Below are 13,785 nucleotides of genomic sequence, written 5' to 3'. Positions count from 1 at the left end.
GGTCAGTCGGGCGTGTCGAACCGGCGGTCGATCACGTCGAGCGCGTAGGACAGCACGGCCCCGGCGACGCCGAGCACCAGGCGGGGATGCGGGACGTTCCGGCGGACGAGCGCCTGCTCGAACGCGCGGTCGATCGCGAACCCCGCGACCATCGTTCCTGCAACCAGGGCGCCCACGCCCACGCCGACCGCGCCCGACTGCGGCGCCGGCACCGGCTCGCGCGAGGCGGCGATGACGTCGGGACGGGTCAGGGCGACATAGGTCGCTCCGCCGGCCAGAACGCCCGAGGCGGCCCCGACGGCGAGCCTGACCCCGCGCGAAGCGCGTCCGACGGGCACGATCGAGGCCAGGCCGGTGAGCGCGGCGAACGCCAGCGACTGGCGCGGCGACTGCTTCCCCATCTCAGACCACCGACAGGGGCAGGAGCTTCTGCCCGGTCGGGCCGATCTGGATCTCCAGATCCATCTCAGGACACACGCCGCAGTCGAAGCACGGCGTCCAGCGGCAGTCCTCGACCTCGGCGGCGCCGTCGGGGTCGATGGAGTCCTGCCAGTCCTCCCACAGCCACTCGCGATCGAGGCCGGAGTCCATGTGGTCCCACGGCAGCACCTCGTCGTGGTCGCGCTCGCGCGTGGTGAACCAGTCGAGGTCGACGCCCAGCGGCGTGAGCACCTCGGCCGACTTCTGCGCCCAGCGGTCGTAGCTGAAGTGCTCGCTCCAGCCGTCGAAGCGACCGCCGTCGCGCCACACCGCCTCGATGATCTGCCCCACGCGGCGGTCGCCGCGCGAGAGGAGTCCTTCGACGATGCCCGGCTTGCCGTCGTGGTAGCGGAAGCCGATCGCCTTGCCGTAGCGCTTGTCGGACTGCACCGAGGCGCGCAGCTTGCGCAGGCGCTCGTCGGTGGTCTCGTGGTCGAGCTGCGCGGCCCACTGGAACGGCGTGTGCGGCTTGGGGACGAAGCCGCCGATCGACACGGTGCACCGGATGTCGCGGCGACCCGAGACCTCGCGGCCGGTGTCGATGACGCGCTTCGCGAGCTCGCCGATCTGGAGGACGTCCTCGTCGGTCTCGGTGGGCAGGCCGCACATGAAGTAGAGCTTCACCTGGCGCCAGCCGTGCGAGAACGCGGCTGAGACGGTGCGGATCAGGTCGTCCTCGCTGACCATCTTGTTGATGACCTTGCGGAGGCGGTCGCTGCCGCCCTCGGGCGCGAACGTGAGGCCCGAGCGGCGGCCGTTGCGGCTGAACTCGTTGGCGAGCGTGATGTTGAAGGCGTCCACGCGGGTCGACGGCAGCGAGAGCGACGTGTTGGTGCCCTCGTAGCGGTCGCCGAGCTGCTTGGCGACCTCGCCGATCTCGGAGTGGTCGGCACTGGAGAGGCTCAGCAGGCCGACCTCCTCGAAGCCGGACTCCTTCAGGCCGTTGTCGACCATCTGCCCGATCGTCTGGATCGAGCGCTCGCGGACCGGGCGCGTGATCATGCCCGCCTGGCAGAAGCGGCAGCCGCGCGTGCAGCCGCGGAAGATCTCCACGCTGAAGCGCTCGTGCACCGTCTCGGCGAGCGGCACGAGCGGCTTCTTCGGGTACGGCCAGCTGTCGAGGTCCATCAGCGTGTGCTTCGCGACCCGCACCGGGACCCCGGGACGGTTCGGCGCGATCGCGCCGATCTGGCCGTCGGGGCGGTAGGAGACGTCGTAGAACTTCGGCACGTAGACGCCGCCGGACGCGGCCAGGCGGGCGAGCACCTCGTCGCGGCCGCCGGGACGACCCTCGGCCTTCCACTCGCGCACGACCTCGCTGATCGCGAGCACGACCTCCTCGCCGTCGCCCATCACGGCGGCGTCGACGAAGTCGGCGATCGGCTCGGGGTTGAAGGCGCTGTGCCCGCCCGCCAGCACGATCGGGTGCGAGTCGTCGCGGTCGACGGCGTGCAGCGGGATCCCGGCCAGGTCCAGCGCGGTCAGCATGTTCGTGTAGCCGAGCTCGGTGGAGAAGCTGAGCCCGAACAGGTCGAACGCCCCGACCGGGCGGTGCGCGTCCACGGTGAACTGCGGGATGTCGTGCTCGCGGAGCACGGCCTCCATGTCGGGCATGACCGCGTACGTGCGCTCAGCGAGGATGCCGTCACGCTCGTTGAGGACCTCGTAGAGGATCTGGACGCCCTGGTTCGGCAGGCCGACCTCGTACGCGTCGGGGTACATCAGCGCCCAGCGGACGTCGGCCTCGTCCCAGTCCTTGACGGTCGAGTTCAGCTCGCCGCCGATGTACTGGATGGGCTTGGAGACCCCCGCGAGCAGCGGCTCGAGCCGGGGGTAGACGGAGTCGACAGGCATGGCACAAGCGTACGTGGCCGCGGGCAGTGCGCCGGACGCTACTTCGTGACGGTCAGCGTGCGCGCGCCGCTGGCCGACGGCTCCATCAGCCCGGTGCCGCCGAACGAGGCCGTGATCGCGTGCTTGCCGACCGCGAGCCTCGGCAGCGTCACGACGACCTTGCCCTTCGAGGCGGACGTGAGCGTGGCGGTCGCGATCCGCTTCGTCCCGTCCATCACGACGACCGAGCCGGACGTGATCCCGGCCTTGCGGGCCGACAGGACCGTGATCGTCAGCTTCGCCTGCGCGGTCGACTTCACCGAGGTGGCCGACAGCGCGGTGGCCGTGGTCGTGGCCTCCTGGACGACGAGCGGGACCTCGGCGCTGGTCGACGCGAGCTGGTAGGCGGCTCCGCGATACTCCACCGAGATCCTCCGCGTCCCGGGCGCCAGGCCCGGCACGGGGATCGTGAGGGTGCCGCGGGCCGCGGGCGTCAGGGTCGCTGCGGCGACCTTCGCGCCGTCGGCGAGCACCCAGACCTCACCCGTGGTGGGGGCGACGCGGCGTGCGGTGTCCACGGTGGCGGCGACCTGCGCCGGCTCCGTCGAGCGCACCGTCGCCTTCGCCACCGCGGCGGACACCGTGGTGGGCTCGACGACCGAGAACGCCGTGGTCCGGGCCTTGGAGCGCTTCACGGTCTTGGAGCCCCAGTAGGTGGCCCGGATCGTGTGCCGGCCGGCGGTGAGCGCCGGAAGGCGCACCGAGACCTTGCCCCGGCGAGCCTTGGTGAGGACCGGCGACGCGATGCGCCGGTCGTCGACGTACACCGAGACCGCGTTGGTCGTGGTGCGGCCGTCGGACGGCGTCACGGCGACCGTGGCGACCGGACGCGAGCCCGCGGCGACGGTCGTCGACGGCAGGGTGATCGTGGTCTTCGCCGACACCACCTTCGGGGGATTCGTGACGACGACCTTGATCGTGCGGCTGGTCGACTTGCGGACCTTGGCGTTGCCGTCGAACACGGCGGAGACCCACTGCTTGCCCCGCTTCATCCGCGGGAGCGTCACCGCGAGGGATCCTGCGTGACCCGGCTTGAGCGTGACGGTCTTGACCGTCACGCCACCACGACGCAGCCGCACCCGGCCCTCCGGCACGACGCCCTTGGAGGCCTTCACGCGCACGGTGACCTTCGGCTGGATCCGGGTGCTGACCTTCGCCGGGCCCGAGACGGAGACGGCCGACGCCACCGCGGGTGCGGGGGCAGGCGTGGGCGACGGCTCGACTGGCGCGGGTGCGACCGGCGCCTTCTGGTCCTTGAAGTGGATGAACCGCTCGGGGTACCAGGAGTCACCCGTGTTGACCCGGTACCGGCGGTACGTCTTGGAGGTGTAGCTGTCCTCGGACAGCACGAGGAAGCCCGAGCCGACCTGCTCGACGTAGGCGACGTGGCTGGCGGCCTTCGACCACTGGGCGATCGCCCCGACGGCGGGACGGTTGTCGACGGGGTAGCCCAGCTTCTTGGCGTTGGTGTGCCAGTCGCGCGCGTTGCCCATGAGGATCCGCGGCTCGGGGACGCCGGCCCTCTTCATCCGGTACGCGGCGTAGTTCGTGCAGTTGTGCCCGGCGTACATCCGCCAGTGCATGAGGTGCATGACGTCGGCGTATCCGGAGGTGTCGCACTTGGCGACCTGCGCCTTGGTCTTGGCCGTGCAGATCAGGGTGAACGCCTGGGCCGACGTGGTGGTGGCCGAGAGCCCCGACACCACGAAAAGGCACACGAGTCCCACCAGTCCCAAACGACGCATGGCCGACAGCCTACGACACCGACACGCCGAAATGAACTTAAAGTTGAACTTTAGGGTTCCTCTGTGTTAATGACACCGCTGTCATTCCGGGGCTCACAGCCACTCCACAGCCGATGCTCAACGGTTTCGCCCCCACAGGCGGGAGACTGGACCGCATGAGCGTCACGCCCGACCTGACCCGTCCGGACGGCACCCCGCTGCGGGTGCTGGTCGTGGACGACGAGCCCAACATCGCCGAGCTCCTCCAGATGGCCCTGCGCTACGAGGGCTTCGAGGTGCGCACGGCCGGCACGGGGCGCAAGGCCGTCGCGGCGGCGCGGGAGTTCGCTCCCGACGCGATGATCCTGGACTGGATGCTGCCCGACTACGACGGTCTCGAGGTGCTGGCGAAGGTGCGCGCCCTCTCCCCCGACGTACCGGTGATCTTCCTGACCGCCCGCGATGCCGTGGAGGACCGGATCGCCGGGCTCACGGCCGGCGGCGACGACTACGTGACCAAGCCGTTCAGCCTCGAGGAGGTGGTGGCCCGCCTGCGCGCGCTGCTGCGGCGCGCGGGCGGACGCCGCCAGGACCCGAGCTCCACCCTCGTCGTCGGTGACCTGGAGCTCGACGAGGACAGCCGCGACGTCACCCGCGGCGGGACGCCGATCGAGCTGACGGCCACCGAGTTCGAGCTGCTGCGCTACCTCATGCGCAACGAGCGCCGCGTCGTGTCGAAGGCGCAGATCCTCGACCGCGTGTGGGACTACGACTTCGGCGGCAACGACAACATCGTCGAGCTGTACATCTCCTACCTGCGCAAGAAGATCGACGCCGGGCGCGAGCCGATGATCCACACCAAGCGCGGGGCGGGCTACATCCTCAAGGCCGCTCCGGCGGCACCGTGATGCGTCCCCGCACCCTGACCGGACGGCTGATCGCCTCCGCCGTGGCCCTGGTGTCGGTGGTCTGCCTGCTCGTGGCGCTCACCGCCACCGTCATCATGCGGTCGACGCTGATGGAGCGGCTGGACGGCGACCTCCAGCAGGCGGTGGAGCGCGCCGAGCGCGTGGAGGGGCCAGGGCGTGGCGGCGGAGCGCTCGTGACGGACTGCGGCGAGCTGCCCACCCTCCCCCCGGGCCAGAACGCCGGCAGCGTGACGGCCGTCTTCGGGTCCGCCTGCCGCATCGGCGTCCAAATCACCGCGGCCGGGGGGCTGAGCCAACTGCCGCCGGCGGCGGTCGACGAGATGAGCCAGGCCGAGGTCGGCGACGAGCCGCGCACCATGGACCTCCCCGACGTCGGCTCGTACCGGGTCGCCGCCACGACCAACGCCGCCGGCGACCGCGTGGCCTTCGGCCTGCCCACCGCCGGGGTCGACGACACGATCGGCAGCCTGGTCCGCTGGGAGATCCTGCTCTCACTCCTCGGCATCGGCGTCGCGGCCGTCGGGGCGCGCCAGATCGTGCGTCACCAGCTGCGGCCCCTGCGCCAGGTGGCGGCGACGGCCCACGAGGTCGCCGAGACGCCGCTGGCCTCGGGCGCGGTGGCGTCCATCCCGCGCGTTCCGGACGAGCTCACCGACCCGACCAGCGAGGTCGGGCTGGTCGGCTCCGCCTTCAACCAGATGCTCGGGCACGTCGACGACGCGCTGCGCGCCCGCCACGAGAGTGAGCAGCAGGTGCGCCAGTTCCTCGCCGACGCCTCCCACGAGCTGCGCACGCCCCTCACGACGATCCGCGGCTACGCCGAGCTGAGCCGCCGCACCGACGCCGACCCGACCGAGGCCATGGCCCGGATCGAGTCCGAGGTGGGACGCGTGACGACGCTCGTCGAGGACATGCTGCTCCTCGCCCGACTCGACTCGGGACGCCCCCTCGAGCAGAGCGAGGTGGACCTCACGCACCTGGTCGTCGAGGCCGTGGCCGACGCGCGCGTGGTCGACCCCGACCGGCGCTGGCGGCTCGAGGTGCCGCCGGAGCCCGTGACGGTCATCGGCGACGAGCTGCGCCTGCACCAGGCGCTCACCAATCTGCTGACGAACGCCACCCGCCACACACCCGAGGGGACGACCGTCACGGTGCGCGTCCTCGCCGGTCCGACCCGCGTGGAGGTCCACGACGACGGCCCGGGGGTCCCCGAGGAGCTGCAGCCGGTCGTGTGGGAGCGCTTCACGCGCGGCGACTCCTCGCGCACCCGGTCATCGGGCGGCGCGGGACTGGGCATGTCGCTGGTCCGCGCCATCATGCTCGCCCACGGGGGCGAGGCGTCGCTGACCAGCCGGCCCGGCGACACGACGTTCGCCCTGGCCTTCGCCGCCGATTAGTTGCGGCCTGTTTGGACGGTGCACCATGATCGACGCATGGCTCAGAAACAGTCCATCCTCGGACGCATCTCCCAGTTGACGAAGGCGAACATCAACGCGCTGCTCGACAAGGCGGAGGATCCGCAGAAGATGCTGGACCAGATGGTCCGCGACTACACCAATTCCATCGCCGAGGCGGAGCAGGCGGTCGCGCAGACGATCGGCAACCTGCGCCTGGCCGAGGCCGACCACGCCGAGGACGTCGCCGCCGCGAAGGAGTGGGGCGGCAAGGCGATCGCCGCGTCCAACAAGGCCGACCAGCTGCGCCGCGAGGGCCACGCCGGCGAGGCCGACCGGTTCGACCAGCTCGCCAAGCTCGCGCTGGGCAAGCAGATCGCCGCCGAGAACGAGGCCAAGGCCGCCGCGCCGATGATCGCGCAGCAGAGCGAGGTCGTCGAGAAGCTCAAGACCGGCCTGGTCGGCATGCGGGGCAAGCTCACCGAGCTGAACTCCAAGCGCGACGAGCTCGTCGCCCGCCACCGCTCGGCCGAGGCGCAGGCGCAGGTCAACGACGCGATCAAGTCGATCGACATCCTCGATCCCACCAGCGAGCTGAGCCGCTACGAGGACCGCGTCCGCCGCGTCGAGGCCCAGGTCCTCGGCCAGCAGGAGCTCTCCACCTCCAGTCTCGACTCGCAGTTCGCCGAGCTGGAGGCCGACGCCGGCCAGCTCGAGGTCGAGGCCCGCCTGGCCGAGCTCAAGGGGCTCGGCCAGGGCACCCCCACCCCCGAGGAGAACGCGTGAAGCTCACCGAGAAGTTCGAGTACCCGGCCAGTCCCGAGCAGGTCTTCGGACTCGTCAGCGACCAGGGCTTCCGCGAGCGGTCGTGCGAGCGCCAGGGCGCCCGCGACTACACCGTCACCGTGGAGGAGCAGGGCGCGGCCACCGTCGTCACGATCGTGCGCACGATGGAGTCGGACATGCCCGACTTCGTCAAGAAGCTCACGGGCGACTCGGTCACCGTGACGCAGGTCGAGAAGTGGGGCCCGGCTGATCCCGCCGGCACCCGCACCGCCGAGGTCTCGGTGGACATCCACGGCCAGCCCGCCCGCATGCGCGGCACCTCGACGATCGCCGGGTCCGGGAACGTCACCACCATGTCGGTGGACGGCGACGTGAAGGTGTCGCTGCCGCTCATCGGCCGCCGCATCGAGCCGGAGGTCGCCAAGGCGATCACGGCCTCGCTGCGTGACGAGGTCGAGTACGGCAAGACCCAGATCTGAGCCTCAGTCGCCCAGGAGCTCGATGACCTCGTCGAGCTCCTGCGGCGCATACCAGGCCAGGTCGCCGCTGCCGTCGGCGTCGAGGTGGAACGACTGCACGTCGCTCAGCCGGATCGGCGCGTCCGCGTCATCGAGCTCGGCGCACACCACCACCGCGCCCTGTTCGGCGACGGTCAGGAGTGCGTCGTACTCGTCCTCCTCACCCTGCGAGGCGGCCGTGAAGCGCTCGGGTGTGACCGGCTCGTCCTGGGCGAGGGTGCGCAGCAGGGCGACGTCGGCCGCCGCGTAGACACGGGTCATGTAGGCCTCTTCCGTCCGCGGGGAGCCCGGGCGCGCCGGTGACCGATCGTCTCGGTCAGCTCCTCCAACGCCTCCAGGATGCACTGCCCCAGGACGTCGGCGTCGGGCACCGCCTCGCGATCGGTGACGATGCCGAAGAAGACGTGCCCGTCGTACGACGTGACCCCCACCGAGATCGCCCGGTGGCCCGTCAGCGGGATGGCCGGGAAGATCTCCTTGAGCTGCTGCCCGGCCATGTAGACCGGGTCCTGCGGGCCCGGCACGTTGGTGATGACCAGGTGGTAGGGCCGGTTCGCCTCGTCGGCGGCCACGCGCGCACCGACCGCGTGGAACGTGGACGTGGCGAAGCCGGGCAGGTTGGCCAGCTTGTTGGCGGCCACCGCCGACCCCGTCTCGCGGTGACCCTTCAGGGCGTAGGACACCTGGTGCAGCCGCACGACGGCGTTGGACTCCCCCACCGGCAGGTTCAGCATGAGGCCGCGCACGAGCGGCCCGAGCGAGGTCGGGTGACCGCCCTCCGCCGGCCCGTCGCGGGTCACCGACATCGGCACCATCGCGCGGAAGCTGGTCTTGGCGGTGACGGGCTCGGCCCGGGTGAGCATCCAGCCGCGCAGCCCGCCGGCGATCGCCGCCAGGATCACGTCGTTGACGGTTCCACCGTGCTCGTCGCGGACCCGCCGGAACGCCGTGAGCGGGGCACTGACCGAGGTGAAGCGGCGGTGCCGCGACGGGGACGCGGTGAGCGCCCCGTGGGCGGTGCCGTCCGGACCCAGTCCCGGCAGGCGGGAGACGACACGCGACCACTGGTACTCGCCGCTCCACAGCAGCTCGGCCGGGTGGCTGACCTGCGAGCGCACCGAGCCGGTGAGCAGCTCGAGCGTGCCGGGGGCGGACCGAGGGGTCCACTCCTCGTGCGGGATCGCGCGGTCGCGCTGCGTCTCCTCCAGCAGCACCTGTGCCAGGTCGACGGTGTGCGAGCCGTCGACGAGCGCCTGGTGCGACTTGAAGAGCAGCGCCAGCTCACCGCCCTGCAGGCCCTCGATCAGGTAGAGCTCCCACAGGGGACGCTCGTGGTCGAGCCGGCGGGCGATGAGCCGGCCCACCAGCTCGTGCAGGGCGTCGCGCCCGCCCGGCTTGGGCAGGGCCGAGCGACGTACGTGCAGGGAGAGGTCGAAGTGCTCGTCGTCGACCCAGACCGGCATGCCGATGCCGCCGGGGATCCCCCGCGGCACCTGCCGGTAGCGGGGCACGAGGTCGATCCGGTCGTTGATGACCTGGATCAGACGGTCGTAGTCCAGCGGCCGGTCACCCGGCGCGAGGATGGCAAGGGAGGCGACGTGGCGGGGCGTCTCGGGACGATCCTGGTGCAGGAACATCGCGTCGAGAGGACTCAGTCGTTGCATGCGCTCCCCTGCTGTCCTGGCGAAGATCCGGTCCGGCGGTAGCCCCGAAACTTACCACCCGTCGCGGCCACCGGAGCGGCAACGAAAAGGGGCGCGAGTCGCTGACAGCGGACCCGCCGTCGTGCCATCCTGCCTCGAAGGAAATCAGAGGAGCGATGATGCGCCTGAGGACGGACGCGGCGCCTGCTGCGAAACGACTGGCCGCCGCCTCGTGCGTCGGAGCGGTCCTGGGCCTGCTCGTGGGAGGGGTGGGCGGACGGCTCTTCATGGGGCTGCTCGCGAGCCTCAACCGCGAGGACCACGGCGTCATCACGAGCGACGGCTTCCCCATGGGCGAGGTGACCACGAGCGGCACGTTCCAGCTGCTCGCCACCGGCACGGTCCTCGGTGTGCTGGGCGCCGGGATCTACCTCGCGCTGCGCGGGCTGGCACCCGGACCGACGTGGTTCCGCCGCGCGTGCGCCGCCGTCGGCGGCACGGTGATGGTGGGGGCGGTGCTCGTCCACGAGGACGGGCCCGACTTCACCCTGCTCGAGCCCACGTGGGCCGCGATCGCCCTCACGCTCGCGGTCCCCCTCGTCTTCCTGCTGCTGATGCCGCCGGCGGTGGACCGGCTCATGCGCGACGACGGCGCCCTGCTGCGCGGCCGCTGGACGTGGGTGGGACTCGTGCCGTGGATCTTCCCGCTGCTGCCCGCCGCCGTCCTGCTCGTCGCGGGCTGGCTCCTCGCGCGCTGGGCCGGGCCACGGATGCCGACGGCGGGACCGTGGCTCGCACGCGGCGCGCTCGTGGCGCTCTTCGTCGTCGGGGCCGTCACCCTCACCTCGGAGGTCGTCGCGATCTACGACACGGTCGGCGAGGGGCGCTACCTCCTGCGCTGACGGCCGGCTCATCGGGCGGTCACCAGCTCGGTGGCGAGCCGCTCCACCCGCGTGACGTAGCCCGACGTCGGCACCACCTCACGCAGCGGCCGGCCGGTCATGAGCGCGAGGTCGTGGCCCGGTCCGTCCTGGGGCAGGAACGCCCACGGCGTGTGCCCCGTGAGCTCGCGCACCGTCTGGGCGACCTCGCGCTCGGTCCAGCCCAGCGAGGCCCGGAACCCGTTCAGCACGAGGCGCGGCGGGCGCCGCCACGGGGCGGCGTCGTCGAGCGCGCGCACCAGTCGGGCCAGCCCCACCGGGTCGACACGGCCGACCGCCAGCACCTCGTCGGCCAGGTCGAGCACGCGGCGGGTCACCAGGTCGCGCGACGGCCCCTGTCCCATCGCGGCCTCCACACCGAACCCGCAGTCGACGACGACGAGGTCGTGGTCGCGCCGCAGCCCGCGCAGGACGGTCTCGAGGGCGTCGGGGCGCAGGTGGTGCCACATGTCGGACCGGGGCAGGCCGGTGAGCACGTCCCAGTGCGGGCCGAGGCTGAGCAGGTGCGTGTCGATGGCAGCCGCGCGACCGCGGGTGACGTCGCGGCACGCGGCCATCACGCCGCTGACGTCGTCGAGCACGCCGAGCAGCTGCCCGATCGACCCGCCGTACACGTCGGCGTCCACGAGCGCGGTGCGGCGACCACGGGCCGCGGAGGCCGCCGCGAGCGACACCGCCAGGCTGCTGCGGCCGGGCGCGCCGGTGGCGCCCCACACCGCCACGAGCGTCCCGGGATCGGCGTCGCGCTCGGGCCGCGCCACGGGCACCGACGCCGCGGCGGCGAGGTGCCCGAGCCGGGCGTCGTGGTCGATGCCGAGCGCGGCCCCGTCGCCCTCCACCGCGGCGCAACGGACTCCCAGCTCGACGAGGTGCTCGACGACGCCGGCGTCGAGACCGGGACTGCCCACCGCCACAAGGGCGAGGTCGAGCCGGTGCGTGCCCGCGGTGGCGAGCAGGTCGGCGACGTCCACGCACCGGCGCACCAGCAGCATCCGCGGGTCCTGCTCGATCTCGGCGAGGGCCGCGGCCTCCCAGTGCGCCCCGCACGCCGCGACCGCGACGCGCAGCGGCTCGGTGGCGGTCACGGGACCCGCACGACGGTCAGGTGCCCCGTGGACAGGGCGGAGACCACGTCGGCCCCGGGACCCCCGCGTCCCGCGTCGACGACGAGCGTGCGGGTGCCCGTGCCGTCGACCCGGGAGACCGAGACGACGGAGACGTCCACGAGCACGCGGCGGGTGCGGGCGCCCGGGTCACCGGACTCGCCGGGGCCGGCCCACACGTCGACCCGCTCCCCCGCCTCGAGGTCCGGTGGTGCGGTCCCGCCGGGAACGGCCATCGCCAGCTCGCGGCCCCGGTCGGCGGAGTCGGCGATCGCGTCGCGCACCAGGAGCGTGCCGGGAGAGGCATCGCGCGCCCACACCCCGCGGGGCACGCCGTCGCGCGTGGCGAGCAGACCCGCTGTCGCCGCCGACTCGAGGCGCCCGGAGACGGGAGCGAGGTCGGCCGGATCGACGGGCTCGCCGGCTCGGACCTCGGCACGGACGAGCCAGTAGTCGGTGGAGTCGCGTGCGGTGGCCACGAGCCAGCCGCCGGCGATCGCGGACATCAGGACGAGGACGGCACCCAGGACGAGTCGTGGATTGCGCCATCTGGAGATCGAGGTGCGCCGGGCGAGCGCGCGCCGGGACGTGTCACCCCCCGTGACATGCATGTGCCAGTCATACGGGGTCGCGACGTGGCACGGCCACCGGTCGTCCACAGTCCGGTCGTGACCTACGCCTCGTCGCAGGTCCTGCGTGTGAGAATGGCGTCATGGCCCCCCAGCACCAGTTCCTCACGGCGAACGACGTCGCCGAGACCCTGAAGGTCGACGTGCGCGTCGTCTGGGGTCTGCTGAAGTCCGGCGAGCTGCGCGGCTTCCAGGTCGGAGGGCGCAAGATGTGGCGCATCGAGGCGAGCGCGCTCGAGGACTACATCGCTCGTCAGTACGAGCGCACCGCGCGCGACACCGGGGTCAGCGCTGCACGAGAGCCGCAATCCATCCCCACGGCAGACTGACCCGCCGGTCGCCGGCGGCCACCTGGACGAAGTCGGCACCGACCGCGACGATCGGACCCTCCACGGCCCGTCCGTCGCGACGGACGACCCGCACCTCGACCCCCGCGTCCCTCACGGCGCGGGCGACCTGACGACGGGTCCGCGACGTCGCCGGTGCGGTCGCGGCACGGCCGTCGCTGCCCGACACGGCGGTGACCGCCTCCGGCAGCACGATGACCCGACGGCCCGCGTCCTCGACGAGCAGCACGTCGCCGACGCCGGCGACCCGGCCGCCGATCTCGCCGAGACCCGCCACGTCGAGACGGACGTCCGGGCCGCCGAGCAGGTCGGTCCAGCCCAGGGCGGCCCACTGCTCCTCGCGCAGGTCGTCCGCGAGGGCGTCACGCTCGTCGGCGTGCTCGTCGATCGCCGCGCCTTCGAGGTCGGCGAAGAGTCGGTCCCAGCGCATGAGGACACCGTAGGGCCTTCGACGAAGGCCCTACGGTGTCGTGGGGATCAGGCCTCGATCGAGGCGGCGTCGCCGCTGCGGGCGCCGCCGATCTCGATCTTGCGCGGCTTCGCGCGCTCGGCCACGGGGATGCGCAGCCCGAGGACGCCGTCCTCGTAGGTGGCCTCGATGCGCTCGAGGTCGAGGTTGTCGCCCAGCACGAGCTGGCGGCTGAAGGCGCCGCGCGGACGTTCGGACGCCAGCATCTCCCAGTCGCCGTTGCGGGCGACCCGCTCGGCGCGCACCGTCAGGACGTTGCGCTCGATGTCGAGGTCGATGCTGTCCTTCGCCACCCCGGGGAGGTCGAACTCCACGACGAAGGTGTCACCCTCGCGCCACGCGTCCATCGGCATGAACGCCGGGCGGTTGGTCGTCCCGAGCAGCTGCTGGGTGATGCGGTCGAAGTCGCGGAACGGGTCGGTCGTACGGATCATCATCGTCGGTTCCTCCTTGCGAGTGATGGGTGGATCTCATCCGTTAAAGCCTATATTGGCGAATTCATATTCCTTGTCAAGTACAGTTCAGGTCATGGAGTGGACGGCCAGGCACGAGGGCGACGAGGACGGCGTCTACGCCATCTCGGTCGCCGCCGAGATGGTGTCGATGCAGGTGCAGAACCTGCGCGTCTACGAACGCCGTGGACTGCTCGAGCCCCTCCGCACCGCGGGCGGCACCCGCCGCTACAGCCGCGCCGACATCCGGCGGCTGGTCCGCATCCGCGACCTTCTCGCCGACGGGCTGAACCTCGCCGGGATCGAGCGCGTCCTGGCGCTCGAGGAGCAGCTCGCGCGTCTGCGCCGGGAGAACGAGCGCCTGCGGCGCCGCCCCACTTCGCACTGAGCCTTCATCCACACGGTCCCGTCGCCGGCATTGACGGGCTCCGCGGCATGCGGTTCGCTGGTCGCTCATCACGTCATCTGTCGTCAAAT

16 protein-coding genes are annotated in these 13,785 nt (G+C 72.0%); 7 read left to right on the top strand and 9 right to left on the bottom strand.

Features of this window, described 5'->3' with window-relative positions:
- Nucleotides 1-2: 2 nt before the first annotated feature.
- From H1W00_RS07820 to H1W00_RS07810, 3 genes are read right to left on the bottom strand one after another with little or no spacing between them, the layout of a single operon-like run.
- Nucleotides 3-401: a hypothetical protein gene (locus tag H1W00_RS07820; protein ID WP_181755184.1), complete on the bottom strand. Its 399-nt coding sequence runs from the start codon at nucleotides 399-401 to the stop codon at nucleotides 3-5.
- A 1-nt stretch (nucleotide 402) separates the two neighbouring features.
- On the bottom strand, nucleotides 403-2,334 hold the full coding sequence (locus H1W00_RS07815) for a TIGR03960 family B12-binding radical SAM protein (RefSeq protein WP_181755183.1): 1,932 nt from the start codon (nucleotides 2,332-2,334) through the stop codon (nucleotides 403-405).
- 38 nt (nucleotides 2,335-2,372) lie between these two features.
- Nucleotides 2,373-4,118 carry an Ig-like domain repeat protein gene (locus H1W00_RS07810; RefSeq protein ID WP_181755182.1) on the bottom strand — a complete coding sequence of 582 codons (1,746 nt, stop codon included), beginning with the start codon at nucleotides 4,116-4,118 and terminating at the stop codon, nucleotides 2,373-2,375.
- Nucleotides 4,119-4,273: 155 nt separating this feature from the next.
- Between H1W00_RS07810 and H1W00_RS07805 the strand changes: the two genes are divergently transcribed.
- Genes H1W00_RS07805 through H1W00_RS07790 form a run of 4 tightly spaced genes read left to right on the top strand, consistent with a single transcriptional unit; the run spans nucleotide 4,274 to nucleotide 7,685 of the window.
- The gene (locus tag H1W00_RS07805; protein ID WP_276568723.1) at nucleotides 4,274-5,005 is read left to right on the top strand and encodes a response regulator transcription factor; all 732 of its coding nucleotides are present in this window, start codon (nucleotides 4,274-4,276) and stop codon (nucleotides 5,003-5,005) included.
- Nucleotides 5,005-6,423, top strand: a complete 1,419-nt coding sequence (locus H1W00_RS07800; RefSeq protein WP_181755181.1) for a sensor histidine kinase — start codon at nucleotides 5,005-5,007, stop codon at nucleotides 6,421-6,423. The genes H1W00_RS07805 and H1W00_RS07800 overlap by 1 nt, the downstream gene beginning before the upstream one ends.
- Nucleotides 6,424-6,459: 36 nt before the next feature.
- Nucleotides 6,460-7,206 (top strand): PspA/IM30 family protein, encoded by a 747-nt coding sequence (locus tag H1W00_RS07795; RefSeq protein ID WP_181755180.1) that lies wholly within the window; start codon nucleotides 6,460-6,462, stop codon nucleotides 7,204-7,206.
- A complete protein-coding gene (locus tag H1W00_RS07790) occupies nucleotides 7,203-7,685 on the top strand; it encodes a DUF2505 family protein (RefSeq protein WP_181755179.1) in 483 nt (160 codons plus the stop codon). The genes H1W00_RS07795 and H1W00_RS07790 overlap by 4 nt, the downstream gene beginning before the upstream one ends.
- 3 nt (nucleotides 7,686-7,688) lie before the next feature.
- Here the strand turns inward: H1W00_RS07790 and H1W00_RS07785 are convergent, their stop codons facing one another.
- Together H1W00_RS07785 and H1W00_RS07780 are read right to left on the bottom strand one after the other, a co-directional pair.
- Nucleotides 7,689-7,985 (bottom strand): hypothetical protein, encoded by a 297-nt coding sequence (locus H1W00_RS07785; protein WP_181755178.1) that lies wholly within the window; start codon nucleotides 7,983-7,985, stop codon nucleotides 7,689-7,691.
- Nucleotides 7,982-9,388, bottom strand: coding sequence for a wax ester/triacylglycerol synthase family O-acyltransferase (locus tag H1W00_RS07780; RefSeq protein ID WP_276568722.1), 1,407 nt, complete (start codon nucleotides 9,386-9,388; stop codon nucleotides 7,982-7,984). Before H1W00_RS07780 ends, H1W00_RS07785 begins: the two co-directional genes overlap by 4 nt.
- Before the next feature lie 158 nt (nucleotides 9,389-9,546).
- Here H1W00_RS07780 and H1W00_RS07775 point away from each other — a divergent pair, with 158 nt between their 5' ends.
- Nucleotides 9,547-10,269, top strand: a complete 723-nt coding sequence (locus tag H1W00_RS07775; protein WP_181755176.1) for a hypothetical protein — start codon at nucleotides 9,547-9,549, stop codon at nucleotides 10,267-10,269.
- An 8-nt stretch (nucleotides 10,270-10,277) separates the two neighbouring features.
- Here the strand turns inward: H1W00_RS07775 and H1W00_RS07770 are convergent, their stop codons facing one another.
- The gene (locus H1W00_RS07770) at nucleotides 10,278-11,393 is read right to left on the bottom strand and encodes a P-loop NTPase (RefSeq protein ID WP_181755175.1); all 1,116 of its coding nucleotides are present in this window, start codon (nucleotides 11,391-11,393) and stop codon (nucleotides 10,278-10,280) included.
- Nucleotides 11,390-12,022 (bottom strand): hypothetical protein, encoded by a 633-nt coding sequence (locus tag H1W00_RS07765; protein ID WP_181755174.1) that lies wholly within the window; start codon nucleotides 12,020-12,022, stop codon nucleotides 11,390-11,392. The genes H1W00_RS07770 and H1W00_RS07765 overlap by 4 nt, the downstream gene beginning before the upstream one ends.
- A 101-nt stretch (nucleotides 12,023-12,123) precedes the next feature.
- Between H1W00_RS07765 and H1W00_RS07760 the strand changes: the two genes are divergently transcribed.
- The gene (locus H1W00_RS07760) at nucleotides 12,124-12,369 is read left to right on the top strand and encodes a helix-turn-helix domain-containing protein (RefSeq protein WP_181755173.1); all 246 of its coding nucleotides are present in this window, start codon (nucleotides 12,124-12,126) and stop codon (nucleotides 12,367-12,369) included.
- Here H1W00_RS07760 and H1W00_RS07755 read toward each other — a convergent pair.
- Entirely contained in the window at nucleotides 12,326-12,817 is a 492-nt protein-coding gene (locus H1W00_RS07755; RefSeq protein ID WP_181755172.1) for a hypothetical protein, read from the bottom strand. The genes H1W00_RS07760 and H1W00_RS07755 overlap by 44 nt on opposite strands.
- Before the next feature lie 47 nt (nucleotides 12,818-12,864).
- Nucleotides 12,865-13,293 carry an Hsp20/alpha crystallin family protein gene (locus H1W00_RS07750; RefSeq protein ID WP_276568721.1) on the bottom strand — a complete coding sequence of 143 codons (429 nt, stop codon included), beginning with the start codon at nucleotides 13,291-13,293 and terminating at the stop codon, nucleotides 12,865-12,867.
- Between the two features lie 91 nt (nucleotides 13,294-13,384).
- On the opposite strand from H1W00_RS07750, the gene H1W00_RS07745 reads away from it, so the two are divergent.
- Nucleotides 13,385-13,696: a MerR family transcriptional regulator gene (locus tag H1W00_RS07745; protein ID WP_181755171.1), complete on the top strand. Its 312-nt coding sequence runs from the start codon at nucleotides 13,385-13,387 to the stop codon at nucleotides 13,694-13,696.
- Nucleotides 13,697-13,785 lie beyond the last annotated feature (89 nt).

The organism is Aeromicrobium phoceense (assembly GCF_013868155.1).
Classification (GTDB): Bacteria; Actinomycetota; Actinomycetes; order Propionibacteriales; family Nocardioidaceae; genus Aeromicrobium; species Aeromicrobium phoceense.
Note: the sequence above shows the minus strand (reverse complement) of the source record. Positions and strands in the feature narration are given on the sequence as shown.

Bases quoted from the DNA above. Each gene is read 5' to 3' on its own strand.
- H1W00_RS07820 (WP_181755184.1), bottom strand. From the start codon at position 401: ATGGGGAAGCAGTCGCCGCGCCAGTCGCTGGCGTTCGCCGCGCTCACC.
- H1W00_RS07815 (WP_181755183.1), bottom strand. From the start codon at position 2,334: ATGCCTGTCGACTCCGTCTACCCCCGGCTCGAGCCGCTGCTCGCGGGG.
- H1W00_RS07810 (WP_181755182.1), bottom strand. From the start codon at position 4,118: ATGCGTCGTTTGGGACTGGTGGGACTCGTGTGCCTTTTCGTGGTGTCG.
- H1W00_RS07805 (WP_276568723.1), top strand. From the start codon at position 4,274: ATGAGCGTCACGCCCGACCTGACCCGTCCGGACGGCACCCCGCTGCGG.
- H1W00_RS07800 (WP_181755181.1), top strand. From the start codon at position 5,005: ATGCGTCCCCGCACCCTGACCGGACGGCTGATCGCCTCCGCCGTGGCC.
- H1W00_RS07795 (WP_181755180.1), top strand. From the start codon at position 6,460: ATGGCTCAGAAACAGTCCATCCTCGGACGCATCTCCCAGTTGACGAAG.
- H1W00_RS07785 (WP_181755178.1), bottom strand. From the start codon at position 7,985: ATGACCCGTGTCTACGCGGCGGCCGACGTCGCCCTGCTGCGCACCCTC.
- H1W00_RS07780 (WP_276568722.1), bottom strand. From the start codon at position 9,388: ATGCAACGACTGAGTCCTCTCGACGCGATGTTCCTGCACCAGGATCGT.
- H1W00_RS07775 (WP_181755176.1), top strand. From the start codon at position 9,547: ATGCGCCTGAGGACGGACGCGGCGCCTGCTGCGAAACGACTGGCCGCC.
- H1W00_RS07765 (WP_181755174.1), bottom strand. From the start codon at position 12,022: ATGCATGTCACGGGGGGTGACACGTCCCGGCGCGCGCTCGCCCGGCGC.
- H1W00_RS07760 (WP_181755173.1), top strand. From the start codon at position 12,124: ATGGCCCCCCAGCACCAGTTCCTCACGGCGAACGACGTCGCCGAGACC.
- H1W00_RS07755 (WP_181755172.1), bottom strand. From the start codon at position 12,817: ATGCGCTGGGACCGACTCTTCGCCGACCTCGAAGGCGCGGCGATCGAC.
- H1W00_RS07750 (WP_276568721.1), bottom strand. From the start codon at position 13,293: ATGATGATCCGTACGACCGACCCGTTCCGCGACTTCGACCGCATCACC.
- H1W00_RS07745 (WP_181755171.1), top strand. From the start codon at position 13,385: ATGGAGTGGACGGCCAGGCACGAGGGCGACGAGGACGGCGTCTACGCC.